This is a genomic window from Mesorhizobium sp. M0051 (genome assembly GCF_040323235.1).
Classification (GTDB): domain Bacteria; phylum Pseudomonadota; class Alphaproteobacteria; order Rhizobiales; family Rhizobiaceae; genus Mesorhizobium.
On the sequence record NZ_JAMYUT010000035.1, the window covers coordinates 33,575 to 56,654 of the forward strand.

Sequence of the window (23,080 nt, forward strand, 5' to 3'; positions counted from 1 at the left end):
GAGACCTGAGCGACCGTCATGGCCGTTCCTTTGCAATGTCGAAGGAGGGCATCATGAACAACGAACACCTTTCCCCCAATCAACCCCGTGACCGGCCTCACAACCGGCATGTCTCCGACCGGCTGCATCCAGACATCTACGGTCTGATTGCTGGGCTTGCCGGGTGGTACGCATTGTCCGCCTGGGCAGGCTTCGGCGGCAGCAGCTACGCCGATTATCTTCTCGTCGTCATGACCGGCTTCCTTGTTATGGCGGTGGCGTTGCCGGCCGTCGCCGGGCATGTCTGGTATCGGCACCGCCCGTGGACACCCGCGAGCATCGGCAGCTTCGAGGATTGGATCGCCGGCGAATTCGATCTCGGCCAGGGCAACCGCGTTGCCTCCAAGAGAGCGCTGCTCGAAATTCTGCTGCCGCTTGCCGCCGTCGCCTTCGGCATGACAGCCTTCGCGATCGTGGCGCTACTGGCCAGCTGACCGTCGGGCACGTCCAGGCATTGGCCAGATGAGAAATTCTTTGGGCCAACACTAGAAACGAAACGTACCGTTCCTATTTGTTTTGTGTCGTCACAAACTCTCTGGAGCCTCCACCATGCGTTATAACCAGCTTGGAAATACGGGGATGTTCGTCTCCGAACTCTGCCTCGGCACCATGACCTTCGGTGCCGCCGGCGAAAATGCCCAATGGGGCCTGATCGCCAGCCTCGACCAGAAGGGCGTCAACGAGATCGTTGCCCGCTCGCTCGCCGCCGGGGTCAATTTCTTCGACACCGCCGACGTCTACTCCTTCGGCGCGTCCGAACGGCTGCTCGGCCAGTCGCTCAGGGATCTCGGCGTCAACAGACAGAATGTTGTCATCGCCACCAAGGTGCACGGCGCCATGGGCGAAGGCCCAAACCAGCGTGGCTCGTCACGCGGCCACATCATGGATTCGGTCGACGCCAGTCTCGAGCGGCTGCAGCTCGACCATATCGATCTCTATCAGCTGCACGGCACCGACACCGTGGCGCCGATCGACGAGACGCTGCGGGCGCTGGACGATCTCGTTGCAAGCGGCAAGGTCCGCTATGCCGGTGTCTCTAACTGGCAGGCCTGGCGCATCGCCAAGGCGCTCGGCATCGCCGACCGCAAGGGTTTTGCTCGCTTCGAGACCGTCCAGTCGTATTACTCGATAGCCGGTCGCGACCTTGAACGCGAGATCGTGCCGCTGCTCAATGAGGAGAAGCTCGGCCTGATGGTGTGGTCGCCGATGGCCGGCGGACTGCTGTCGGGTAAATACGGGCCCGGCGCACCGGGCAATGGCGAAGGGCGCCGCGCTTCCTTCAACTTCCCACCGGTCAACGAGGACCGCGCCTGGGCGGCTGTGGCCGTCATGCGCGAGATCGCCAAAAAGCATGACGTGAGTGTCGCGACAGTCGCGCTGGGCTATGTTCTGGCCAAACCCTTCGTGATGAGCGTCATCATCGGCGCGAGCCGCATGGAGCAGCTGGAGCAGAATCTTGCGGCGACGCAGCTGAGGCTCGACGCCGACGATCTTGTCCGCCTCGATGATGTCAGCGCCTTGCCGGCCGAATATCCCGGCTGGATGCTGGAGCGTCAGGCTGCCGGCCGGCGTCCGGCGCCGTTCACGCCGAAACCATAACGCGGCCAATGCCGACATCTCGGGAGCCCATGGGCTCCCGAGTGCCAGTCAGCTCAGCCGAACGCTCTCCCCGAGAAAATCGAGAAAGGCGCGCACCCGCGCCGGCAGATGCCGGCCTTGGCCGACATAGACGGCGTGGGTGGCCTCCTCATCGCCTGGATTGAAATCCTCGAGCAGCGGCACCAGCCGGCCGGCAGCGATATCGGCCGCCACGTGCCAGCGGGCCAGCCGGGCGATGCCCGCGCCCGCCAACGCCATCAGCCGCATTGCCTCGCCATCGCTCACCAGCGTGTTGCCGATGATTGGAACCATGATGGAGTTGCCAGCCGCATCGAGAAAAGGCCAACCGTCGAGGTGCCGCACGAAACCGAAGCCCATGCGGTTGTGCCTGTCGAGATCGGTCGGTGTCAGCAGCGTCCCGTGCGTTTCGACGTATGAGGGCGCCGCGACGACCACCACCGGGCTTTGCCCAAGCTTTCGCGCCATCAGCCGTGATTCGCTGAGCGGCCCGGCACGAATGGCGACGTCGGCACGTTCCGCCATCAGGTCGATGACGCTGTCGCTCAGCACCAGATCGACCGAAATCTCGGGATAGCGCTCGAGGAAGCGCGGCAGCAGCGGGATCAGCCGGTGCACTCCGAAGGGAACGTAGGTGTTGACGCGCAGCCGTCCGCGCGGTGCCGCACCCGCCGCGGCCTCCTGCTCGGCCGCCGCCATGTCGGCGAGGATACGCAGGCCGCTTTCGTAGAACGCGGTGCCTTCCGGCGTCAGTTGCAGTTTTCGCGTCGAACGGCTGACCAGCCGCGCGCCGAGCCGCGCCTCCAGCCGCGCGATCAGCTTGCTGACCGCCGACGGCGTCATCCGCAATGCGCGTGCCGCGGAGGAAAAACTACCGTCCTCGACAACACGAACGAAGACTTCGATCTCGCCGGAGCGATTGATGTCGGGTCTAGCCATCTGTGAATCTATTTCACAGAAAATATGCCCAGAGCAAGTCTGGTTCACAATGCACGGTGACACGATCTTTCGGGCCGGGGCGCGGGACGGCGCTCCTCGCCATCGAAGTGGAAACCGCCATGCCTCTTGCTCTCTACGCTCTCGCCGCCGGTGCCTTCGGCATCGGTGTCACCGAATTCGTCATCATGGGTCTGCTGCTCGATGTCAGCAAGGATCTCGGCGTCTCGATCTCGGCCGCCGGCCAGCTCATTTCCGGCTATGCGCTTGGCGTCGTCATCGGCGCGCCGTTGCTGACCATCGCCACCGGCAACTGGCCGCGCAAGACCGTGCTTCTGGCGCTGATGGCGATCTTCACGCTTGGCAATCTAGCCTGTGCGCTGGCGCCAGACTACTGGACTTTGATGGGCGCCCGCATCATCACCGCCTTTGCCCATGGCACCTTCTTCGGCGTCGGCTCTGTTGTCGCCACCGGACTGGTCGCACCCAACAGGAAGGCCTCGGCGATCGCGCTGATGTTCACCGGCCTGACCATCGCCAACATCCTCGGCGTGCCCTTCGGCACCTGGCTCGGCCAGACCTTTGGCTGGCGCGCGACTTTCTGGGTGGTGACCCTAGTCGGTCTGGCGGCTTTCGCCGTTATCCTGGCTCTGGTGCCACGCAGCCGGATAGCGCCCGAAAAGAGCGAGCTCCGCGCCGATCTGGCTGTGCTGCGCCGCACGCCCGTCCTGCTCGGCCTCGCCACCACCGTGCTCGGCTATGCCGGTGTCTTCATGGTCTTCACGTACATCGCCCCGCTGCTGACCGAGATAAGCGGCTTCAAGGAAGCGGCGGTATCGCCGATCCTACTCGTCTTCGGCGGCGGTCTCATCGCCGGCAATCTCGTGGGCGGCAAGGTCGCCGACCGCTGGCTGGTGCCGGCCGTGCTCGGCAGTCTGGTGGTGCTGGCAGTGGTGCTCGCCACCATGACCTTCGCCATCCACAGCCAGGTGATGGCCGTGATCTATGTCGGCCTGCTTGGCGTTGCCGCCTTCGCCACCGTGGCACCGCTGCAGATGTGGGTGCTGGACAAGGCGCAAGGTGCGGGCCAGAGCCTCGCCTCGTCCTTCAATATTGCCGCCTTCAACCTCGGCAACGCCGCAGGTGCCTGGCTCGGTGGCGTGGTGATTACCCATGACCTCGGCCTTGGTGCGCTCACCTGGGTCGCCGCCCTCCTGCCGCTCACGGCACTCGCCGTGGCGGGACTGGCGTTGCGTCTCGATCGCCACGTCACGCTCGGCGCGCCTGCCTCCGTCCGGTCGTGAATATCTGAACCGGATCGCTTTCGACACCCTTCTTCCACACCACCAGGAGCAAGAAAATGGACTATCGACGTCTCGGTGCATCAGGCCTGAGAGTGCCCGCACTCTCGTTTGGCGCGGGAACCTTTGGCGGTTCCGGCCCACTGTTCGGCGCCTGGGGCAACAGCGACGCCAGGGAAGCGCGGCGGCTGATCGACATCTGCCTTGAAGCCGGCGTCAATTTGTTCGACACCGCCGACGTCTACTCGAATGGTGCCTCGGAACAGGTGCTTGGCGAAGCCATAAAAGGCCGCCGCGACGCCGTGCTGATCTCGACCAAGACTTCGCTGCCGATGGGCGACGGCCCCGCCGATTATGGCTCGTCGCGTTCGCGGCTGATCAAGTCGGTAGACGCCGCGTTGAGACGTCTCGGCACCGACTACATCGACCTTTTGCAGCTACATGCCTTCGATGCCGGCACGCCTGTCGAGGAGGTTCTGTCGACGCTGGACGAACTCGTACGCGCCGGCAAGTTGCGCTATGTCGGCGTCTCCAATTTTTCCGGCTGGCAAGTGATGAAGTCGCTGGGGGAAGCCGACAAGCACGGCTACCCGCGCTATGTCGCGCATCAGGTCTACTACTCGCTGGTCGGCCGCGACTATGAATGGGAGCTGATGCCGCTTGGCCTCGACCAGGGCGTCGGCGCGCTGGTGTGGAGCCCGCTCGGCTGGGGCCGCCTGACCGGCAAGATCCGCCGTGGCCAGGCTTTGCCGGAAAAGAGCCGGCTGCACGACACGGCAAGCTTCGGGCCACCGGTCGAGGACGAGCATCTCTACCGGGTCATGGATGCGCTGGACGCGGTGGCCGGGGAAACCGGCAAGACCGTGCCGCAGATCGCCATCAACTGGCTGCTGCAGCGCCCGACCGTATCGTCGGTCATCATCGGCGCCCGCAACGAGGAACAGCTGCGCCAGAACCTTGGCGCTGTCGGCTGGAATTTGACGCCGGAGCAGATGAAAAAGCTTGACGCGGCGAGCGAAGTCACCGCGCCCTATCCGTATTTCCCCTATCGCCGCCAGGAAGGCTTCGCCCGGCTGAACCCGCCGGCGGTGTGAGTTGGCGACCCCTGAACGGCGGCCCTGCCGCCGTTCAGTGCAAGACGAACTCGCCATCCACCTTGCGCCATTCATTCGGCGCGATCAGCTTCTGGTGTGTGTAGCTGATCGAATGCAGCGGCCCGTCGAGCTTGGCCTTCCAGAATTCGATGAACTTGATCAGCACCGGAAACGTCGGCGCCAGATCGTAGTCCTGCCAGATGAAGCTCTGCAATAGATGCGGATGATCGGGGAAATGATAGAGAATCTTGGCCGTGGTCAGGCCATAGCCTTTGAACATCAGGTCCATTTCGGAATGGTCGCGCATGGCAGTCCTCTTGGGCGGTCTCTGGTTGAGTCTCCTTTCCTCCCAAGGTCAGAGTGTGCGCGCCGTTGCTTAACTGTCTATTGATTTTTCCTGATCGAGAACGGGTTTTCCGCGCGAAAACATGCAGTTAGCAGCGAGCTGATCTGAGTGCTGACAGCCTTGGATAGGCCCCCTGCGGCATCCCGCCGCGCGAATCCAACGTCTAATATTGCGATGACGGACGAACTGGTAATAATGCCGCCGAATTCGCGGCAGCTTTGCTGCGATCCCGCCGGCGTTTCAAGCCGGCGGATCGGTTTGGGAGGGAAGTCCGGAATGTCCGAGGTTCATGTCCATCGCGTCCAGCCGGCGTGGAAGAAAAACGCGCTGATCGACAATGACACCTACCTGAAATGGTATGCCGACAGCGTCAAGAACCCGGACAAGTTCTGGGGCAAGCACGGCAAGCGCATCGACTGGTTCAAGCCTTACAGCAAGGTCAAGAACACCTCCTTTGATGGCAAGGTCTCGATAAAATGGTTCGAGGACGGGCTGACCAACGTCTCGGTCAACTGCATCGACCGGCACCTGAAGAAGCGGGGCAACCAGACCGCCATCATCTGGGAAGGCGACAATCCCTACGACGACAAGAAGATCACCTACAACGAGCTCTACGAGCATGTCTGCCGGCTTGCCAATGTGATGAGGAAGCACGGCGTCAAGAAGGGCGACCGCGTCACCATCTACATGCCGATGATCCCGGAAGCCGCCTATGCGATGCTGGCCTGCACTCGGCTAGGCGCGATCCACTCGATCGTCTTCGGCGGCTTTTCGCCGGACGCGCTGGCCGGTCGCATCGACGATTGCAAGTCGACCTTCGTCATCACCGCCGATGAGGGCCTGCGTGGCGGCAAGCCGATCCCGTTGAAGGACAACGCCGACAAGGCGATCGACATCGCCGCGAAGGCCGGAACGAAAGTCGAAAAGGTGGTGGTCGTGCGCCGCACCGGCGGCAAGACCGGCTGGGTGGCCGGACGCGACGTCTGGTACCATGACGAGGTCGCGACGGTCAGGCCTGAGTGCAAGCCGGAGAAGATGAAGGCCGAGGATCCGCTGTTCATCCTCTATACCTCGGGCTCGACCGGCAAGCCGAAGGGCGTGCTGCATACCACCGCCGGCTACCTCGTCTACGTCTCGATGACGCACCAATATGTCTTCGACTACCATGACGGCGATATCTACTGGTGCACCGCCGACGTCGGCTGGGTGACCGGACACAGCTACATCGTCTACGGCCCGCTCGCCAACGGCGCCACCACGCTGATGTTCGAAGGCGTGCCGAACTATCCGTCGCAGTCGCGCTTCTGGGACGTCATCGACAAGCACAAGGTCAACATCTTCTACACCGCGCCGACGGCGCTGCGCGCGCTGATGGGCGCCGGCGATGCGCATGTCACCAAGACGTCGCGCAAATCGCTGCGTGTGCTGGGTTCGGTCGGCGAGCCGATCAACCCGGAAGCCTGGGAGTGGTATTTCAACGTCGTCGGCAACGGCAAGGTGCCGATCGTCGACACCTGGTGGCAGACCGAGACCGGCGGCATCCTGATCACGCCGCTGCCTGGCGCCACCGATCTCAAGGCAGGTTCGGCGACGCGGCCGTTCTTCGGCGTCAAGCCGCAACTGCTCGACGGCGAAGGCAAGGTGCTGGAGGGTGCCGCAGACGGCAATCTGTGCATCACCGATTCCTGGCCCGGCCAGATGCGCACCGTCTATGGCGATCACGATCGCTTCATCCAGACCTATTTCTCGACCTATAAGGGCAAGTACTTCACCGGCGACGGCTGCCGCCGCGACGCCGACGGCTATTATTGGATCACCGGCCGCGTCGACGACGTCATCAACGTCTCCGGCCATCGCATGGGCACGGCAGAAGTCGAATCGGCGCTCGTCAGTCACGACAAGGTTTCGGAAGCCGCCGTCGTAGGCTATCCGCACGACATCAAGGGCCAGGGCATTTACTGCTACGTCACGCTGATGGCCGGCGAGCAGCCGAGCGAGGAATTGCGCAAGGAGCTCATCGCTCATGTCCGCAAGGAGATCGGTGCCATCGCTTCGCCCGACAAGATCCAGTTCGCGCCCGGCCTGCCCAAGACGCGCTCGGGCAAGATCATGCGCCGCATCCTGCGCAAGATCGCCGAGGATGATTTTTCGGCACTCGGCGACACCTCGACGCTGGCCGACCCAGCCGTCGTCGACGATCTGATCGCCAATCGGCAGAACAAGAAGGCCTGACAAAAACCAGGACTGCACTGGCATTCTGGTTCGCCACAACGCGCATAATCTCGGCGTTTATTGCACGTCGATCGGCCGGCCGGCATCAAGGTCGGCGACACGATGCGTGTCCTGTAAGCTACCGGTACAGATCCGCCCGCGTCGGCGGCAGCCCGCTTGGGCCACGCGCGCGCTTGGTGGCGACGGTCTGGAAAATCTGCGCCGAGGCGCGCTCGAAGGTGATCGAACAGCCGGTCAGGTAGAGCAGCCACAGGCGTGCCTTCGGCTCGCCCACCTCGGCGATTGCCTCCGCGAAACGTGCACGCAATCGCTCGGCCCACAACCTGCAGGTGCGGGCATAGTGCTCGCGCAGGTTCTCGACATCGTAGATGAGAAAACCGTGCGCTTCGAGATTGCCGAGCGTCATGCCGATGGTGTCGAGTTCCCCGCCGGGGAAGATGTATTTAATCAGCGCCTTGTATTCCGGCCCCTTGCGCAAGGTCTTTTTCATGTCGCCCTTGCTGCGCCTGGTGATGGCGTGATGCAGGTAGATGCCGCCCGGATTGAGCAGGCGATGAACGGTCGAGAAATAAGCGGCATGGTTGGCAAGGCCGAGATGCTCGAACATGCCGATTGACGATATCTTGTCGAACGAGCCGGAGAGTTCCGTATAGGATTTTATCTCGATGGTGATGCGGTCCTCCAGCCCCTCGGCGCGGATGCGCTCACGGGCAAGACTGGTCTGCGCCTCCGACAGCGAGACACCATGGCCGATGACGCCATAGTTCTTCGCGGCATGGATGAGCATCGCTCCCCAGCCACAGCCGATGTCGAGCAGTCTTTCTCCAGGCTTCAGCCGGAGCTTGCGACAGATGTGGTCGAGCTTGTCGATCTGCGCTTGATCGATGCTGTTGGCGAAATCCTTGAAGTAGCCGCAGCTGTAGACCATGCGCTCGTCGAGGAAGAGCCGATAGAAAGCGTTCGAAATGTCATAGTGATGCTGGATCGCTTCCTGGCTTGAACCGCTGACGAAGGGATTGCGTCCTGAAAGATCGGTCCGCGCCGTCATCTGTTTCCTTGAAAACAGCACTGCCGGCAGGTCCCGCAGGATCGCCAGCTTCGGCAATGTCTTCAACTTCGTCCTGAGTTTGCCTTGCGAGGGCAAGGCGTAGAAATCGAACAGCGATCCCTCTTCGATGTCGACGGTCTTGGATATCCACATTTCGATCAGCGTCGAGAAGGTGGGGTGGCGGACCATCTGCCAGACGATGTCCTGGTCGTTGATGGTGAGCACGGGGCCGGTGACCGGGCCGATCCGTTCGCCGGTCCACAATCTGACCGCGAAGCCTGGCTTCAGCGTCTCGATGATCGTTCGAACGATCCGAGCTGCCTTGTCGGCTGCCTCCATGACAATCCTCCCTCGCTTCTAGCTTGGTCAGGTTGAGTTTGCCCGTCAGACCGGTCGGTCGCAATCCCGCGGAAAACCCGCTGGCGCCTTTTTCAACACGACGCCTTGCCATTTCCCAAATGAGACCCCATCATCTCGGTGTGTTCAACAAATCGAAAGGAGGTGATCCGATGTCGAGTGATTTCGTTTTCCAGAACGTGGCCTCAGCGGATTGCACTTTCGGGAAGCAGTCTTCCCGTTAAGGCGCGAAATGCGCGGCGGGTGATCTGATAGGTCACCGCCTTGGGCCGCGCCACGGACGGAAACACGGAAGGCCGCCGGCTTCGAAAGAAGAGGCGGCCTTTTCCGTTTGCGGACTACTGAGTCAACGCGACCTTTTCGGTGTTGCGGATGATTTCCTGAAAGGCGGCGTCCAATTCCACTCCGGTGGACACGTCGAAGAAATGTCTCTTGGCGGTTGAGGTGTCCTTCGATGAACAGCCCTTCAGCACCGCCTTCGCCTGATCCCGCTCGGTTGCCGACATGTCCTTGTCGTTCAGATCGAAGCCGATGGTGAAAATCTCGATGCCGTCATTTTTCATGTTACCGCACAACGTTTCGGCGTTGCCGCGCGCAAGGTTGCCCTGACTATTGTAGCTGCCCCCGACGCCAGCGAAGGCGGTGTTGAACTGGCCATCGGTCATCAGGATCGCGACCTTGGCGATCTTCTTCGGATCGGCATCCGAGGCGCCTTTGCCAAGACCGGCATTGTTGATCGCAGTGCGCCATTGCGGCGACAGCATATAATAGGTCCACTGGATGGCGATCGCGCCCGCCGTGTAACCATCGGCCCGGAAGTCGTCGATCGAATCCAGCAATGCGCTGGACTCGGCGGTCAGCGGGATCACTTTCGCATCAGGGCACCTGTTCATTCCCCCGCCACCGAGATGATCATCCCGGTTGACCAGGGCGTAATATTTCTTGCCGTTCCCGTCCGCCCGAACCGTGTCCGGGCCGTCGGCGCTCAAATCCGCATCGCCATTTTTGTCCTTGCGCTCCGTGGCGCAATTATCCGGGTGCGGCATCGCCGCGCCAACAATGGAGATGTAGTCGCTGAAGGACGGCAGCAAGTTTTTGCCCGTCTTGGCGACGAGAAGCGAACCGCCGGCGACCGGTGGTAGCTCGGAACTCCCTTGCTTCTCGGCATAGACGTTTTCAGCCAGCTTGCCGGCATTCACGCCAGATGCGTACGGCACAATCGCGACGCGAACGCGGGGGTTCTTCGGATCCTGGTTCCGGAGCATGGTCTGGACGGCGTTTTTCGCAGCTGCTTTCAGATCGCCGATCTTGTCGACGTTGCCCCGCTTCGCCATCGATCCTGTTATGTCGAGCATCATCGCCACTTCGATGGTCTTGTCCGAATAGAGCGCCGTCGTGGAAGCGGCGACGCGTCTCGTATCGCTCATGCCGAAAATCGGGAAGAACAAGGCAACATCGACATGGGCATCCACTTGGACCGTCTTGGCGGTCTTGTCGACGATCAGCCGGTCAAGGACGACCTGGCCAGCTTGTAGAATTCCGGCGGTATCGTTGGCGTCGAGAAAAGCCTTCACCGAATTGTTGGCATCGGCTTCCTTGATGACCCCAGTGGTCAGGTCGCGTGCCGTCGATGTCACCGCGGCGTCGATCACGCCTTGGAGGCTCGATTTGGCATTGTAGAGCTGCGAGATGTTGACCGAAAAGCCCGCAGCCAGCGCCAAGACCGAGGCGCTAAGGCCGAACAGGACTGCGAAATTTCCACCGCGATCCCTGGCGAACCCGCCGACCGCTTGAACAAGACCCCCGTAATTCCGCATCCTACAGCCCCCGCTTGCCTCGGCCTCGTCGCCGTGGACAGGGCAACGCAGGATTGCAGCCGGATGGCGCCGCTACGCCTCATAAGGTGAGGCTCCAACCGCCAACTCTTTGTTTTTGTTTGGCGTTAAGCTGCGCCAAGGTGAACGACCGGTAAACAGAAATCCGCGGGCGGCAGCGATGTTTACGAGCCGCTTACCATGATCAGCTACAGGGATCGCGCAATGCCAGACGACGTCCTGTTGCGGCACAGGGCCTCTGTGCCGAAGCGGACCAGCTGTTCCGAAACCGCCGCAGCACGCGAAATGGTCGGGTCCGACCCTCGCGGCTACTAAGCCAGCATCTGCGCGCTGACGGTCCTGTCGATGCCGCGATAGGGCGGGTTGAACAGATTGCCTTCCTGTTCGTAGGTCCACACCTTGAACAGGCTGAGCCGGTGCGGGCCGAAGCTATGCAGCAGCGGCACGTCGGTGGCGTCGCGGCCGCGCGCGATGACGACGCGGCCGATCCTCGGCATGTTGTGGCGGGGATCGAATGTGTACCACTTGCCGTCGAGGAACACTTCCAGCCATGCCGAGAAATCCATCGGCGCCGGATCGATCGGCACGCCGATGTCGCCGAGATAGCCGTTCACATAGCGCGCCGGAATGTTCATGCAGCGGCACAGCGTGATCGCCAGATGAGCGTAGTCGCGGCAGACGCCGACGCGCTCCTCATGCGCCTGGGCCGCGGTGCGGGTCGAGCGCGCATAGCCGTAGCCGAACGACAACCGGTTGTGGACATAATCGACGATGGCTTGCACGCGCGCCCAACCAGGCGGGATTTCGCCGAAGAGCTGCCAAGCCAGATCACTTAGATGATCCGTCTCGCAATAGCGGCTGCCCAGGAGATAGCCGAGCACCTCGTCCGGCAGGTCCGCCACCGGCACTTCCCTGGCCACTGTGTTGACCTCGTCCGTCTCGCCGCTGTCCTCGATGACCGCGTCGTAGAGGATGCGAAAGCCGCCAGCGGGCGCGGTGAAGCGGCGGCAGCCATTGCCGTACGGATCGTGGTAGAGCCTGGTCGACACGGCAGGCGATGTCAGCAGCCGCGTCTGCCGCTTGATGTCGGCCTGCCTGTCCTTGTGGATCTCGAGCAGCGAAATCACCGGGGTGGGCGCAGTACATTCGATGGCGATTTCGTAGCCGAGCCGGATCAGCATCGCAGTCCCCCTTCGATTATCGCGGAAAGCAGTTTGTTGGAACGCGACAGAACGCGCTGTGGTTCCCATTGGGACGTCGCCTTTTCAACAAAACAGCCAGCTTGCGAATGGTTCGCCCAGCCATTTCCCTCGTAGGCTATCGGTGGCGAACTTACTGACCAAGACTTAGACCTACTGACCAACGTCGGAATGAGGTCCGCCCGACGGGACCGCGCCAGCGGTCGAGGTGACCGCGTCGCAATATTTCGAGGAATGTCGCCGACGGCACGAAGAACAAAGTGCCGGTGATGGCGCGGCTGGGTGCCGCTGTTATGAATCTGGGTCGGGCCGCTGTTATGAATATGGTGACGGTTGACCGTGGAGTTCTGTGACCTAGCTTAAAGCTCAGGATGGACCGTCCACAGCCGGAAATGATGGAACGGTACGCAAGATTTCTCGGGACGTTGAAATGCTGGAGGGACCTCGAGGCAAGTGACAAGTTCGCGAGCGATCCAAGGCTTGGCCAGCGCCAAGGTGAGGGCCAAAACATAGCTTCACGAGCTTAAGAATACACGCAAGACCGCACGGGCACGCCAATGCCAAATTATCTTGCTGAGATTTACGCAGACGACGCAGAGATTGCCGTACTGGGCGCGATAGCATTACTTGCGTCAGTGGGCATCTATCTTGTGCTCCGGCGCATCGTCATCGGAGTGCAAAGGCGACGTCGCCTAAAACCAGATGCCGACCTGAGCGAAGGCATATCCTATCCTCCCGGGCAGGCTCCTTGGGACTGGCAATGCCCGGTCGACCCTGCGACCGAGCGTGTACCTTCTTCTCAGCTTTCAGATCTCTCAGACACGGCACACCCGAATGTTCGGCCTTCGAATGCCAATTACCAGCAGTTCGGGGTGCGGGTCGAACATTTCGACGCAAGTTCCGAAGCTTGGGCGCGCTCGTCAGTGGCCCGGACCAGTGCTTTTGCTTCCACAACCCCGCAATCCGGCCGACTTGCGACATCCATCAGAGAAATCGCTGATTATGTTTATAGGCAGGCGGCGGTCAATTTTGCCGCTCTAAGCGAACCGGTGTTGTGGATTCTGAGCCGTGCGCCGACACAATTAGCCTTCGCGGAACGCGGGAAGCGAATCAGTGGGTCAGGGTCAGTATGGGACCAATTGCGTCGCAAGGCTGCTCAGCCGGTCAATCCGGCGCATCGCGGTTTGAAGACCACAGCTCAAACGGGACGATCCAGCCTGGATCCCGACCCGGCCATCGCGACGGCTTCACCCTCTCGCGTTCTCAGGCCGATCGGTCTTGTACTCCGTTTGGGCGCCGCAATCTGTCTGGCCGTGCCGCTTGGCTATGCGATGACGAGACAAAACTGGATCGAAAGAGCCCCCGCCATTTCGCCGGCGCAAGGCCACGCCAATCCGGAACCTTCGCGATCCTTCGAGCTTCCGGCGAGTGCTGCTCTAGGCATGCATGGACCAGCGCAGGGAGACGGGCGCACGAGTGTCGAATTGCTTAATCCGGACCTTAAGGCTGCTCGGGCGCAAGTCGGGGCAGCTCGTGCTCAGGCAGCCGCTGCGAAGGAATTGGCCGACCAGGAGCGGCGGGTGGCGGAAGGCGAGCGCGCCAGGAGCGCCGCTCTGCAGAAAGCGCTCCTCGAGTCGAGCAAGCAGATCGACGCGCTGAGGGCAACCATGGCAGCCGCCGACAACGCACGCGAGGAGCGATTGCGCAACGAACTCGCGGCAGCTCGAACCCTTGACGCATTTCGACGCATTGCGGGAGATGCCCGTACGCTGCTGCGCGAGACCGCCAACTATGTTTTTGTGGAGATGCCCGCTGCTCATCTGGAGCGTCAGCGATCGGAGCGGCTGGCGCGCGATTTATCGCGAGCGCGGGCGCAAATTGAACAGCTCGAGATCGGGACCGCCAAGGATCGTGCCAAGGCCAAGGTTTCGCAGGCGCAAGCGAGCGGAATGCTCGATGAGGAGCGCCGGAAGTCTGCGGACCTTCGTGCCGATCTCGCCAAAGTCAAACTGTCCAATGCCGCGCTCGTGGAGCGCGCGGACGCGGCTGAGCAGGATCGGACCGGTGCAGTCACAGCGAGAGAGCGTGCCGAACAGATTGCAGCCGAGACGGCGCGGGCTCTGGCACGAGAACGCGCTACAGCAGTTTCGATCCATGAGGATCTCGACAGAGTTCGCCGCGAGCGCGACGCCGCCCGAGCACTCGTGGCAGGGGTCGCCGACTTGAAGACGGCTCTGGACAAGCAACGTGAAGCCGCTGCTACTCTTGCCCGCGACTTGGCCGCCGCACGCGCCGACAATGACAGGCTCAGGACTGAGCGTCCCAGCGCGCAGATCGAGCCGCCGCTGAGGACGCGTTCTGCCCGCGCAGCAGCCGCGACCGGCCAAGTGAAGGCTGTCAGCCAGAAGACTGCACGCAGCAAGGTTCGCAATCCATCGCGGATGACCAGCGTGCGTTCCATCACACTTCCCTATTCGCTCAGGCCGAGACAAGCGACGTTGGAGTGATTTCCAAAACGACTGCGCGATCCCTCTTTGAGGCCCCGAAGGTCATAGCTACGCCGTAGGCCAGGATGAATCATCTCTTTCGAATTCGTCCTGCTCCCGTCGGCGAGGAGTTCTGTGCGATGCGCTATGTCAGTCCGATCACGCTGCCTGTCGCATTCAATTCGCATTTGATCGGCGCCCGCCGCGTCTCTACGTTGCTTTGCCGTACATAGTCGATGCTGACCTCAATGGGAGCCGAGATCGTATCTGGGCTCAGGCGATGTATGAAACCTGCGCTGCTGACGCGCACGCTGGTCGCACCGAACGGAGCGGCGGCCGACTCGATTGCATCATGGCAGGCGCGAACGACTTTATTCGGGACGCCCGGCCGCGCTACGATTGGACTGACCGTTGATGAATTGTTGCTGTCGCTGGAAGGCTGCAGGGTGGGCGGGAGGCCGAGCGGCTGTCCGCGGTCTGCGGACGGGACGATACTGGCCGTAGTTGGCGCTCCTACGGTCGTTGTAGTGGTACCGGTCTCGCCGTCGTCCGGCGGTGAACTGCCGCTGGGGCTGGGGTCGCCGCCAAGCCCTTTCTGCGGGCCGCCGTTGCGGCCTTCGCTGCGATGGCTGCCAGCGCCATGGCTTCCGCCATCAGTGCCTCCACCATTGTCAGCATGATGGCCGCCAGCGCCTTGCCCTCGGCCGTTCTGGTCGCCGGCTGCAGCGCCTGCGCCAGCTATCGCGATGGAGCAAACGACTGCGAGAAATGCCCAGCTGTATCCACGGTATTGACGCAAGACGACCTCCATAGGTGTGTCGGTCTGACCGTTCCGAGGCATGCAGTCAGGACGGCACAACCGCCGCTGCCCCCAAAAGGCAAACTCGCGAGTAATGCGCCCAGGGAGGCAATTAGGGGAGGAGTCCGGCGTAGCAAGGTCCCGGTTGCGCAATGTTGAGCCGACCTGGAGGAGTTAGCTATTCCAACTTTGCGGAGGGACCATCGAAAAGGTGACCCTCGCGCCTTCCCATAAGGATGCTGCGACGTTAGGTTCGGCGACCGCCACAAGCACTCCGGTGACTCAAGGAATACCATGTTCGCAGGCAGAAAATTCGCGGCCTTCCTCTTCGATATGGATGGCACGCTCATCAATTCCATCGCCTCTGCGGAGCGAGTGTGGAGCGATTGGGCACGCCGCCAGGGTCTGGACGTCGCCGCCTTCCTGCCGACGATCCATCGCGTGCGCGCGATCGAGACCATCACCGGCCTGGCACTCCCAGGCGTCGACCCGGCGCACGAGGCTGATCTGCTGCTGAAGGCCGAGGCGGCTGATCTGGATGGCATTCTCCAGATCCCCGGCGCCGTGGCGTTTCTCGACGCGCTGCCGCCCGAGCGCTGGGCGATCGTGACTTCCGCGCCACGCGAGTTGGCGCTGTTGCGCATGAAGGCTGTCCCTGTCCCGGCCGTCATCGTCGCGGCGGAAGATGTTTCCCGCGGCAAGCCAGCGCCCGATTGCTTCCGGCTTGGCGCGGAGCGGCTCGGCTTCGACGCGCGCGACTGCCTTGTGTTCGAGGATGCTCCGGCTGGCATCGCCGCCGCCGAGGCAGCAGGAGCCGCGGTCATGGTCATCAATGCCACGCACCAGCATCCGTTGCAAACGCAGCATGCCGCAATCGCCGGCTACGACATGATCGGCATCACCTTGGACGAAGATGGCTGGATCGCGCTCGAGCCGCAGCGCAGCGCCGCTTAGGGTGTGTTGAGATTCAGGTCAGGCCGAGTCGAAAGCGGTGGTTTCCGAGAACCGGAGCGGAGCGTACTTAAAGTACGTGAGCACCGGAAGCGCAGGGAACCGCCGTTTGCAGACCGGCATCACCTGAATATCAACATACCCTTAGAAGTCGCTGGTCAGGCCCTTTACCTCCCAATCGCCATAACGACCGGGCTCCTTGCCGCCGCGGCCGCCGATTTCCTTCGGCGCCGCTGCTTCCTTCTCCAGATATTCTATACGTCTTGCTTCGGCTTCCGCGAGCGCACGTCTGGCTTCCGGCGTCAGTGCCTTTGGCGCGACGTCATCGCCGGGGTCGACATCGGTTTTGCTGGGCTCGTCGTTCATGCGATATTTCCAGTGGATTGAAACAGGACCAGGCGTTTCCCATCATATAGTGATGAACCTACAACGATCGACCCTTTTTCGCTCCCATCTGGACAGGAGCAGACGATGAACACACTTCGCACCGCCATGCTTCTTGCGGCGATGACGGCACTGTTCATGGGCGTCGGCTTTTTGATCGGCGGAACCGGCGGCATGATGATCGCGCTGCTGATCGCCGCCGGCACCAATCTGTTCAGCTACTGGAACGCCGACAAGATGGTGCTGTCGATGAACCGCGCCGTCGAGGTCGACGAAAGGACCGCCCCCGAATATTACGCCATCGTCCAGTCGCTGGCCAAACAGGCCGGCCTGCCGATGCCGAAGACCTACCTGATCGACAATCCGCAGCCGAACGCCTTCGCCACCGGCCGCAATCCGCAGAACGCGGCGGTCGCTGCGTCCACAGGTCTGTTGCAGGCTTTGACGCATGAAGAGGTCGCGGCTGTCATGGCGCACGAACTCGCCCACGTACAGCACCGCGACACGCTGACCATGACGATCGTCGCCACCTTCGCCGGCGCCATCTCGATGCTCGGCAATTTCGCCTTCTTTTTTGGCGGCAATCGCGACAACAACAACCCGTTCGGCTTTGTCGGCGTGCTGGCGGCGATGATCGTGGCACCCTTTGCCGCGATGATCGTGCAGATGGCGGTCAGCCGGACCCGCGAATACGAGGCCGACCGGCGTGGTGCCGAAATCTGTGGACACCCCCTCTGGCTGGCATCGGCCCTTGACAAGATCGCCCGCGGCGCCGAACGCATCCGCAACCCCGATGCCGAGCGCAATCCGGCGACCGCGCATCTCTTCATCATCAATCCTCTTTCCGGCGAGCATATGGACAGTCTGTTTTCCACCCACCCGAACACAGAAAACCGCATCTCTGCGCTCCAGGCGATGGCGCAGCAGATGCAAGGCGGCGGCACTCAAGTTCCGCGCCGGGCCCAGACGCCGCGAGCAGACGAACAGCGGCCATCGGGCCCATGGGGACAAGCCGCGCAGCCCGAACAGCCGGCGGAACCCGCCAAGCCGAAATCCAACCCATGGGGTCGCAACCCGACCGGGCCCAAGGGCCGGTGGTCGTGAGCGTGGCGGACCGAGGGCCTCGACGCACGGTTTCAGGTGACCAGGAACACAGAGACGGCGGCGACTTCGTTGCCGGCCTTGCCGCCCGCAAAGCCGCCGCACGACTGCTTGCCGCCGTCATCGATGCAAGGACACCTCTGGACGGGTTGACCGACCACGAGAACGGCCATCCGCAATACAAGGCGCTAGACCTACGCGACCGCGGCCTCGTGCGCGCCATTCTGGTTACAGCACTGCGCTATCGCATGACCATATCTGGGCTGCTGGCGCGGCGCCTGGAGAAGCCGCTGCCGCCCAACGCGACCGCGCTGTCGCACATATTGCATGTGGCGGCTGCACAGATCCTGTTCCTCGACATTCCCGACAGCGCCGCAGTCGACCTGGCCGTGACTCATGCCAAGTCCGATCCGCGCACGGTGCGATTCTCCGGCTTGGTCAACGGTGTGCTGCGCACGCTGGCGCGTGCCAAGGAAACGGAACTTCCTGCCGCTCTTGCCGCTACCGACGAAGCGCCCAAATGGTTTTCCGACCGGCTGAAGGCAACTTACGGCAATGACAAGGCCCGACAGATCCTGGCAGCTCACCGCGTGGAGGCGCCGGTCGACTTTTCGGTCAAGGCGGATCCCGAGCTTTGGGCCGAAAAGCTCGGCGGCATCGTCCTGCCGACCGGCACGGTCCGGGTGGAAAGGCTTGCCGGGCCCGTCACCGAACTGCCCGGTTTCGCCGACGGGGCCTGGTGGGTCCAGGACGCCGCGGCCAGTCTGCCGGCCCGATTGTTCGGCGATGTCAGCGGGCTTCATGTTGCCGATCTCTGCGCGGCCCCCGGCGGCAAGACCGCACAGCTCATTCTTGCCGGCGCCAAGGTTACCGCCGTCGATACCTCGAAGAACCGGCTGGTGCGGCTAACGCAAAACCTCGACCGTCTCGGTCTGTCCGCCGAGATCGTCCAGGCCGACCTGCTCAAATACGAGCCGAAGGAATTGTTCGACGCCGTTCTCCTCGACGCGCCCTGCTCGTCGACCGGTACGGTGCGGCGGCATCCCGACGTGCCATGGACCAAGACGGCCGCCGATCTGGAAAAACTCGCGGACCTGCAACGCAGGCTGCTCGCCCGCGCCGTCACGCTGGTGAAACCCGGCGGCAGGATAGTCTTTTCGAACTGTTCGATCGACCCGCTCGAAGGCGAGGACCTCTATCGCGCCTTTCTGGCCGGCACGGCTGGAATAGCCAACGATCCGGTGCAGCAAGGCGAAATCGCCGGCATCGATCCATTCCTGACGCCGCACGGCACGCTGCGCACCACGCCCGCCGACCTCGACCTTGGTTCGCCCGGGATCTCCGGTCTCGACGGCTTCTTCGCGGCTCGCATCCGCCGAGCCGACTAAGGATTTAACTGCCCGGAGTTACCGGCTTTTTTGGCGATGATTGGGGTCAAAACCGAGTGAACCGGCATAGTGCCATGGAATTCGCCTTCGCACGAGTCTTGCAATCATGTAAACTCGACGTCGGGGTATTGGACTATCAGGAGGGGTTTTGGCACTTGCTGCCAGCAGCACGACGCGTCTGTGGACGCTTGTCGCGAAGGAGTTCTGGCGCAAAACGCGCCGGCGCCTGCGTGCCGGGCCGGTCTACCGCTGGCGCTATTTCGGCCGCACGCCGGAACGTGTGCTGATCGCACCGCCGGACCTGCGCCTCGCTGACCCACAGATCGCACTCGAGATCTACTACGGGCGCTATCCCCTGTCGGGGCATCTGGTCGAGACCGGCGGCAAGTCGCCTTTCCAGATCAACGTGCCCAATCATGGCTGGCAGAAAACGCTGCACGGGTTTCGCTGGCTGCGCCACATGCGCGCCGCCGGGACCGAGCTTGCCGCCGCCAATGCCCGCGCCCTGGTTTCCGACTGGATCGTCATTCATGGCAGCCATATTTCCGGCGTCGCCTGGGAGCCCGGCACCGCCGCCAAGCGCATCATCGCCTGGCTACAGCACTCCTCGGTCGTGCTGCAGGGGGCCGAGTTCCCCTTTTACCGCGCCTTCCTGAAATCGCTCGCCGTCCAGATCCGCTACCTCAGATCGATGGCGCGCGAGATGCCGGACGGCAAGGACAGGCTGCGTGCCCGCATCGCGCTCGCTTTCGCGGCTTTGTCGCTGCCGGCACCGGCATCGGCGCTGCGCGGCGCGACCCGCAACCTTGCCGCGGAACTCGACCGCCAGATCCTGGCCGACGGCGGCCATATTTCGCGCAACCCAATGGTCGTCCTGGAAATCCTCGCCGACCTTCTGCCGCTGCGGCAAACCTATGCCAATCAGGCGGAAACGCCGCCGCAGGCGCTGATCGGCGCCATCGACCGCATGCTGCCGGCGCTGCGCTTCTTTCGCCATCAGGACGGCAGCCTCGCCCGCTTCAACGGCATGGGCGCCACCATCCACGACCGCATCGCCACCATCCTGCGCCACGACGACACCGCCGGCGCGCCACTGCTGCATGCGCCGCATTCCGGCTATGAGCGCCTGTCGATCGGCGGCGTGACGGTCATCGCCGACACCGGCCTGCCGCCGCCGGTCGATGTCTCCAACGCCGCACACGCCAGCTGCCTCGCCTTCGAACTGTCGTCCGGGCGCCAGCACTACGTCGTCAATGCCGGCATCGACACCTATGGCGCGGCTGAATTCCGGCCGCTGGCGCGCGCCACCGCCGCGCACTCGACCGCCACCATCAACGATACCTCGTCGGCACGCTTCAGCCATTCGCTGCGCGTCAACGACCTGCTCGGTTCGCCGCTGATCGGCGGCCCGCAGCATGTTCAATGCAAGCGCATCGACCAGAAGGGCGTTCAGGGGTTCATCGCCCGCCATGACGGTTATGTCGCGCGTTTCGGTTTCCTGCATGAGCGCGAACTGAAGCTCTCCTCGAACGGCAATGTGCTGGTCGGCAGGGACCGCTTCCAGCGGCCCGGCAATGCCTCGATCCGCAATAACGGCCGCGACTTCGTCACCGTTCGCTTCCACGTCCACCCCGACATCAACCTGTTGCAGGACGAGCATGATCGCCTGGTGATGACCGCCGATCAGGCCGACAACTGGGTATTTACTTGCGCCGAAGTGGTGCCGGAGGTTGAGGAATCGATCTATTTCGCCGGTCTTGGCGGCCCGCGCCGCAGCCGCCAGATCGTGCTTGCCTTCAAGGCCTCGGAAGTTGCCGAAGTCCACTGGCAGCTGACGCGCACCAGCATCGCCGGTTACCCGGAAAACAACTGAGCCTGCCGTGCGAAAGCAGCCGGCCCGCTCAAGCTTGCTGCGGGACACCGAAAGCATCGTAAGTGGTGAGCGAGGGCGGACCGGCGAATGCGAAGCGGATCTTGTCGACCATCGCCGCCGCCTGGCCGCTTCGGTCATAGCGCTCGGCATCCTCGACGGTGCTCCACACTGTGATCGCCATGAATGTGTCGCTCGCCTGATGTTGCTGCAGCAGCACGGCGCTGATGTTGCCGCTTGCGGCGCGGATGGCGGGGATCGCCTCGGTTTCATAGATCGCCCGCAATTGCTCGGTCGTGTCCGGCAACGCCTTGAATTGGCCAACGCGCACAAACGCCATCAATTCTTCTCCTCCACCAGCAAGACAAGCTTATATATGGGCCAGCAAATTGCATACGAAAACGTCGGCGCTTGATTTCCGGGCGTCATGTGCTACGGCCCCCGGATGCTTCAAATCAAGTCGTGAAAGGCCGCCAGCCCATGGCCGTCGCCGCCAAGAACATTCCAGCACCTGACCTCGTTCCGGTGCGTCGCGCCCTGCTCTCCGTTTTCGATAAGACAGGCCTTCTCGATTTCGCCAAAGCGCTGGCAGCGGCCGGTGTCGAACTGGTCTCGACCGGCGGCACGGCAAAGGCGATCGCCGAGGCCGGCCTCGCCGTGCGCGACGTCTCCGAGCTAACCGGTTTTCCCGAGATCATGGATGGCCGGGTCAAGACCTTGCATCCCAGCGTGCATGGCGCGCTGCTTGGCGTGCGCGACGACCCGGATCATGTGGCTGCAATGCGCAAGTACGGTATCGAGCCGATCGATCTCGTGGTGTCCAATCTCTATCCGTTCGAGGAGGTCCGCCGCTCCGGCGCCGATTACGCCTCGATCGTCGAGAACATCGACATTGGCGGACCGGCAATGATCCGCGCCTCGGCCAAGAACCACGCCTATGTCGCCATTGTCACCGATCCCGGCGACTACGCCTCGGTGCTGAACGCGCTGGAAATGAACATCGGCTCGCTGTCGCTGGATTTCCGCAAGAAGCTGGCGGCCAAGGCCTTTGCCCGCACCGCCACCTATGACGCGGCAATCTCCGGCTGGTTCGCCGAAGCGCTTGAGATCGAGCACCCGACATGGCGCGCCTTCGGCGGCAAGCTGGAAGAGGTCATGCGCTACGGCGAGAACCCGCATCAGAGCGCCGGCTTCTACCTCAATGGCGACAAGCGGCCCGGCGTCGCCACGGCGCAGCAGTTGCAGGGCAAGCAGCTCTCCTACAACAACATCAACGACACCGACGCCGCCTTCGAACTGGCCGGCGAATTCGATCCCGACCGTTCCGCCGCGGTTGCCATCATCAAGCACGCCAACCCGTGCGGCGTCGCCGAAGGCATCTCGCTGAAGGCGGCCTACGCCAAGGCGCTGGCCTGCGATCCGGTCTCGGCCTTCGGCGGCATCGTCGCTGTGAATCGGATCCTCGACGCCGCGGCCGCCGCAGAAATCGTCAAGACCTTCACCGAGGTGATCATCGCGCCCGGCGCGACCGACGAGGCAGCGGCAATCGTCGCGGCAAAGAAAAATCTGCGCCTGCTGGTCACCGGCGGCCTGCCGGACCCGCGCACGTCAGGCACGACGGTCAAATCAGTCGCCGGCGGGCTGCTCGTCCAGTCCCGCGACAACGCCGTCGTCGACGACCTGGAGCTGAAAGTAGTGACCAGGCGCGCGCCGACGCCGGCCGAAATGGCCGACCTCAAATTCGCCTTCCGCGTCGCCAAGCATGTTAAGTCCAACGCCATCGTCTACGTCAAGGATGGCGCCACCGTCGGCATCGGCGCTGGCCAGATGAGCCGGGTCGATTCCTCACGCATAGCCGCGCGCAAGGCGCTCGACGCCGCCGAGGCCGCGGGCCTTGCCGAACCGCTGACCAAGGGCTCGGTCGTCGCTTCCGACGCCTTCTTCCCCTTCGCCGACGGACTGCTGGCCGCAATCGCCGCCGGCGCCACTGCCGTCATCCAGCCTGGCGGCTCGATGAACGACAAGGACGTCATTGCCGCCGCCGACGAACACGGCATCGCCATGGTGTTTACGGGCGTCAGGCATTTCCGGCATTAG

Annotated in this window: 18 protein-coding genes; 11 read left to right on the forward strand and 7 right to left on the reverse strand. The window is 62.8% G+C overall.

Annotation, left to right across the window (positions count from 1 at the left end; all coding sequences use genetic code 11):
- The first annotated feature begins 53 nt into the window (after positions 1 to 53).
- Both NKJ90_RS27980 and NKJ90_RS27985 read left to right on the forward strand, forming a co-directional pair.
- The gene (locus NKJ90_RS27980) at positions 54 to 473 is read left to right on the forward strand and encodes a hypothetical protein (RefSeq protein WP_156938635.1); all 420 of its coding nucleotides are present in this window, start codon (positions 54 to 56) and stop codon (positions 471 to 473) included.
- 115 nt (positions 474 to 588) lie between these two features.
- Positions 589 to 1,638, forward strand: a complete 1,050-nt coding sequence (locus tag NKJ90_RS27985) for an aldo/keto reductase (RefSeq protein WP_352487322.1) — start codon at positions 589 to 591, stop codon at positions 1,636 to 1,638.
- A gap of 48 nt (positions 1,639 to 1,686) precedes the next feature.
- On the opposite strand, the gene NKJ90_RS27990 is transcribed toward NKJ90_RS27985, so the two are convergent.
- Positions 1,687 to 2,595, reverse strand: coding sequence for a LysR family transcriptional regulator (locus NKJ90_RS27990; RefSeq protein WP_023762512.1), 909 nt, complete (start codon positions 2,593 to 2,595; stop codon positions 1,687 to 1,689).
- Positions 2,596 to 2,714: 119 nt separating this feature from the next.
- Between NKJ90_RS27990 and NKJ90_RS27995 the strand changes: the two genes are divergently transcribed.
- Complete coding sequence (locus NKJ90_RS27995; protein ID WP_031261214.1) at positions 2,715 to 3,896, forward strand: MFS transporter; 1,182 nt, start codon at positions 2,715 to 2,717, stop codon at positions 3,894 to 3,896.
- Between the two features lie 56 nt (positions 3,897 to 3,952).
- Positions 3,953 to 4,987, forward strand: a complete 1,035-nt coding sequence (locus tag NKJ90_RS28000; protein WP_352487323.1) for an aldo/keto reductase — start codon at positions 3,953 to 3,955, stop codon at positions 4,985 to 4,987.
- A gap of 34 nt (positions 4,988 to 5,021) precedes the next feature.
- Here the strand turns inward: NKJ90_RS28000 and NKJ90_RS28005 are convergent, their stop codons facing one another.
- Positions 5,022 to 5,294: an usg protein gene (locus NKJ90_RS28005; protein ID WP_031261216.1), complete on the reverse strand. Its 273-nt coding sequence runs from the start codon at positions 5,292 to 5,294 to the stop codon at positions 5,022 to 5,024.
- A 315-nt stretch (positions 5,295 to 5,609) separates the two neighbouring features.
- Here NKJ90_RS28005 and acs point away from each other — a divergent pair, with 315 nt between their 5' ends.
- Positions 5,610 to 7,565, forward strand: a complete 1,956-nt coding sequence (gene acs / locus NKJ90_RS28010) for an acetate--CoA ligase (protein WP_023762516.1) — start codon at positions 5,610 to 5,612, stop codon at positions 7,563 to 7,565.
- A 118-nt stretch (positions 7,566 to 7,683) separates the two neighbouring features.
- Here acs and NKJ90_RS28015 read toward each other — a convergent pair whose 3' ends face one another.
- The 3 genes from NKJ90_RS28015 to NKJ90_RS28025 all read right to left on the reverse strand — a co-directional run bounded on the left by NKJ90_RS28015 (position 7,684) and on the right by NKJ90_RS28025 (position 11,986).
- Positions 7,684 to 8,952 (reverse strand): class I SAM-dependent methyltransferase, encoded by a 1,269-nt coding sequence (locus NKJ90_RS28015; RefSeq protein WP_023762517.1) that lies wholly within the window; start codon positions 8,950 to 8,952, stop codon positions 7,684 to 7,686.
- 356 nt (positions 8,953 to 9,308) lie between these two features.
- Entirely contained in the window at positions 9,309 to 10,787 is a 1,479-nt protein-coding gene (locus NKJ90_RS28020) for a TadE/TadG family type IV pilus assembly protein (protein ID WP_031261217.1), read from the reverse strand.
- A 329-nt stretch (positions 10,788 to 11,116) separates the two neighbouring features.
- On the reverse strand, positions 11,117 to 11,986 hold the full coding sequence (locus NKJ90_RS28025) for a transglutaminase-like domain-containing protein (protein ID WP_023762519.1): 870 nt from the start codon (positions 11,984 to 11,986) through the stop codon (positions 11,117 to 11,119).
- Positions 11,987 to 12,561: 575 nt separating this feature from the next.
- Between NKJ90_RS28025 and NKJ90_RS28030 the strand changes: the two genes are divergently transcribed.
- Entirely contained in the window at positions 12,562 to 14,511 is a 1,950-nt protein-coding gene (locus tag NKJ90_RS28030; protein ID WP_245266848.1) for a coiled-coil domain-containing protein, read from the forward strand.
- Positions 14,512 to 15,583: 1,072 nt separating this feature from the next.
- A complete protein-coding gene (locus NKJ90_RS28035) occupies positions 15,584 to 16,243 on the forward strand; it encodes an HAD-IA family hydrolase (protein WP_023762522.1) in 660 nt (219 codons plus the stop codon).
- 141 nt (positions 16,244 to 16,384) lie between these two features.
- On the opposite strand, the gene NKJ90_RS28040 is transcribed toward NKJ90_RS28035, so the two are convergent.
- Positions 16,385 to 16,606: a DUF1674 domain-containing protein gene (locus NKJ90_RS28040; RefSeq protein ID WP_023762523.1), complete on the reverse strand. Its 222-nt coding sequence runs from the start codon at positions 16,604 to 16,606 to the stop codon at positions 16,385 to 16,387.
- A 105-nt stretch (positions 16,607 to 16,711) separates the two neighbouring features.
- On the opposite strand from NKJ90_RS28040, the gene htpX reads away from it, so the two are divergent.
- The 3 genes from htpX (at position 16,712) to NKJ90_RS28055 (ending at position 20,986) form a co-directional block, all read left to right on the forward strand.
- Entirely contained in the window at positions 16,712 to 17,728 is a 1,017-nt protein-coding gene (gene htpX, locus NKJ90_RS28045) for a zinc metalloprotease HtpX (protein WP_352487326.1), read from the forward strand.
- The gene (locus tag NKJ90_RS28050) at positions 17,686 to 19,113 is read left to right on the forward strand and encodes an RsmB/NOP family class I SAM-dependent RNA methyltransferase (protein WP_050589603.1); all 1,428 of its coding nucleotides are present in this window, start codon (positions 17,686 to 17,688) and stop codon (positions 19,111 to 19,113) included. The genes htpX and NKJ90_RS28050 overlap by 43 nt, the downstream gene beginning before the upstream one ends.
- A 148-nt stretch (positions 19,114 to 19,261) precedes the next feature.
- A complete protein-coding gene (locus NKJ90_RS28055) occupies positions 19,262 to 20,986 on the forward strand; it encodes a heparinase II/III family protein (protein WP_023762527.1) in 1,725 nt (574 codons plus the stop codon).
- A 28-nt stretch (positions 20,987 to 21,014) separates the two neighbouring features.
- On the opposite strand, the gene NKJ90_RS28060 is transcribed toward NKJ90_RS28055, so the two are convergent.
- Entirely contained in the window at positions 21,015 to 21,323 is a 309-nt protein-coding gene (locus NKJ90_RS28060) for a putative quinol monooxygenase (RefSeq protein WP_023762528.1), read from the reverse strand.
- Between the two features lie 140 nt (positions 21,324 to 21,463).
- Between NKJ90_RS28060 and purH the strand changes: the two genes are divergently transcribed.
- Entirely contained in the window at positions 21,464 to 23,080 is a 1,617-nt protein-coding gene (gene purH, locus NKJ90_RS28065; protein ID WP_023762529.1) for a bifunctional phosphoribosylaminoimidazolecarboxamide formyltransferase/IMP cyclohydrolase, read from the forward strand.

Excerpts from the sequence above, each read along its gene's own strand:
- NKJ90_RS27980 (WP_156938635.1), top strand. The coding sequence starts at position 54 with ATGAACAACGAACACCTTTCCCCCAATCAACCCCGTGACCGGCCTCAC.
- NKJ90_RS27985 (WP_352487322.1), top strand. The coding sequence starts at position 589 with ATGCGTTATAACCAGCTTGGAAATACGGGGATGTTCGTCTCCGAACTC.
- NKJ90_RS27990 (WP_023762512.1), bottom strand. The coding sequence starts at position 2,595 with ATGGCTAGACCCGACATCAATCGCTCCGGCGAGATCGAAGTCTTCGTT.
- NKJ90_RS27995 (WP_031261214.1), top strand. The coding sequence starts at position 2,715 with ATGCCTCTTGCTCTCTACGCTCTCGCCGCCGGTGCCTTCGGCATCGGT.
- NKJ90_RS28000 (WP_352487323.1), top strand. The coding sequence starts at position 3,953 with ATGGACTATCGACGTCTCGGTGCATCAGGCCTGAGAGTGCCCGCACTC.
- NKJ90_RS28005 (WP_031261216.1), bottom strand. The coding sequence starts at position 5,294 with ATGCGCGACCATTCCGAAATGGACCTGATGTTCAAAGGCTATGGCCTG.
- acs (WP_023762516.1), top strand. The coding sequence starts at position 5,610 with ATGTCCGAGGTTCATGTCCATCGCGTCCAGCCGGCGTGGAAGAAAAAC.
- NKJ90_RS28015 (WP_023762517.1), bottom strand. The coding sequence starts at position 8,952 with ATGGAGGCAGCCGACAAGGCAGCTCGGATCGTTCGAACGATCATCGAG.
- NKJ90_RS28020 (WP_031261217.1), bottom strand. The coding sequence starts at position 10,787 with ATGCGGAATTACGGGGGTCTTGTTCAAGCGGTCGGCGGGTTCGCCAGG.
- NKJ90_RS28025 (WP_023762519.1), bottom strand. The coding sequence starts at position 11,986 with ATGCTGATCCGGCTCGGCTACGAAATCGCCATCGAATGTACTGCGCCC.
- NKJ90_RS28030 (WP_245266848.1), top strand. The coding sequence starts at position 12,562 with ATGCCAAATTATCTTGCTGAGATTTACGCAGACGACGCAGAGATTGCC.
- NKJ90_RS28035 (WP_023762522.1), top strand. The coding sequence starts at position 15,584 with ATGTTCGCAGGCAGAAAATTCGCGGCCTTCCTCTTCGATATGGATGGC.
- NKJ90_RS28040 (WP_023762523.1), bottom strand. The coding sequence starts at position 16,606 with ATGAACGACGAGCCCAGCAAAACCGATGTCGACCCCGGCGATGACGTC.
- htpX (WP_352487326.1), top strand. The coding sequence starts at position 16,712 with ATGAACACACTTCGCACCGCCATGCTTCTTGCGGCGATGACGGCACTG.
- NKJ90_RS28050 (WP_050589603.1), top strand. The coding sequence starts at position 17,686 with ATGGGGTCGCAACCCGACCGGGCCCAAGGGCCGGTGGTCGTGAGCGTG.
- NKJ90_RS28060 (WP_023762528.1), bottom strand. The coding sequence starts at position 21,323 with ATGGCGTTTGTGCGCGTTGGCCAATTCAAGGCGTTGCCGGACACGACC.
- purH (WP_023762529.1), top strand. The coding sequence starts at position 21,464 with ATGGCCGTCGCCGCCAAGAACATTCCAGCACCTGACCTCGTTCCGGTG.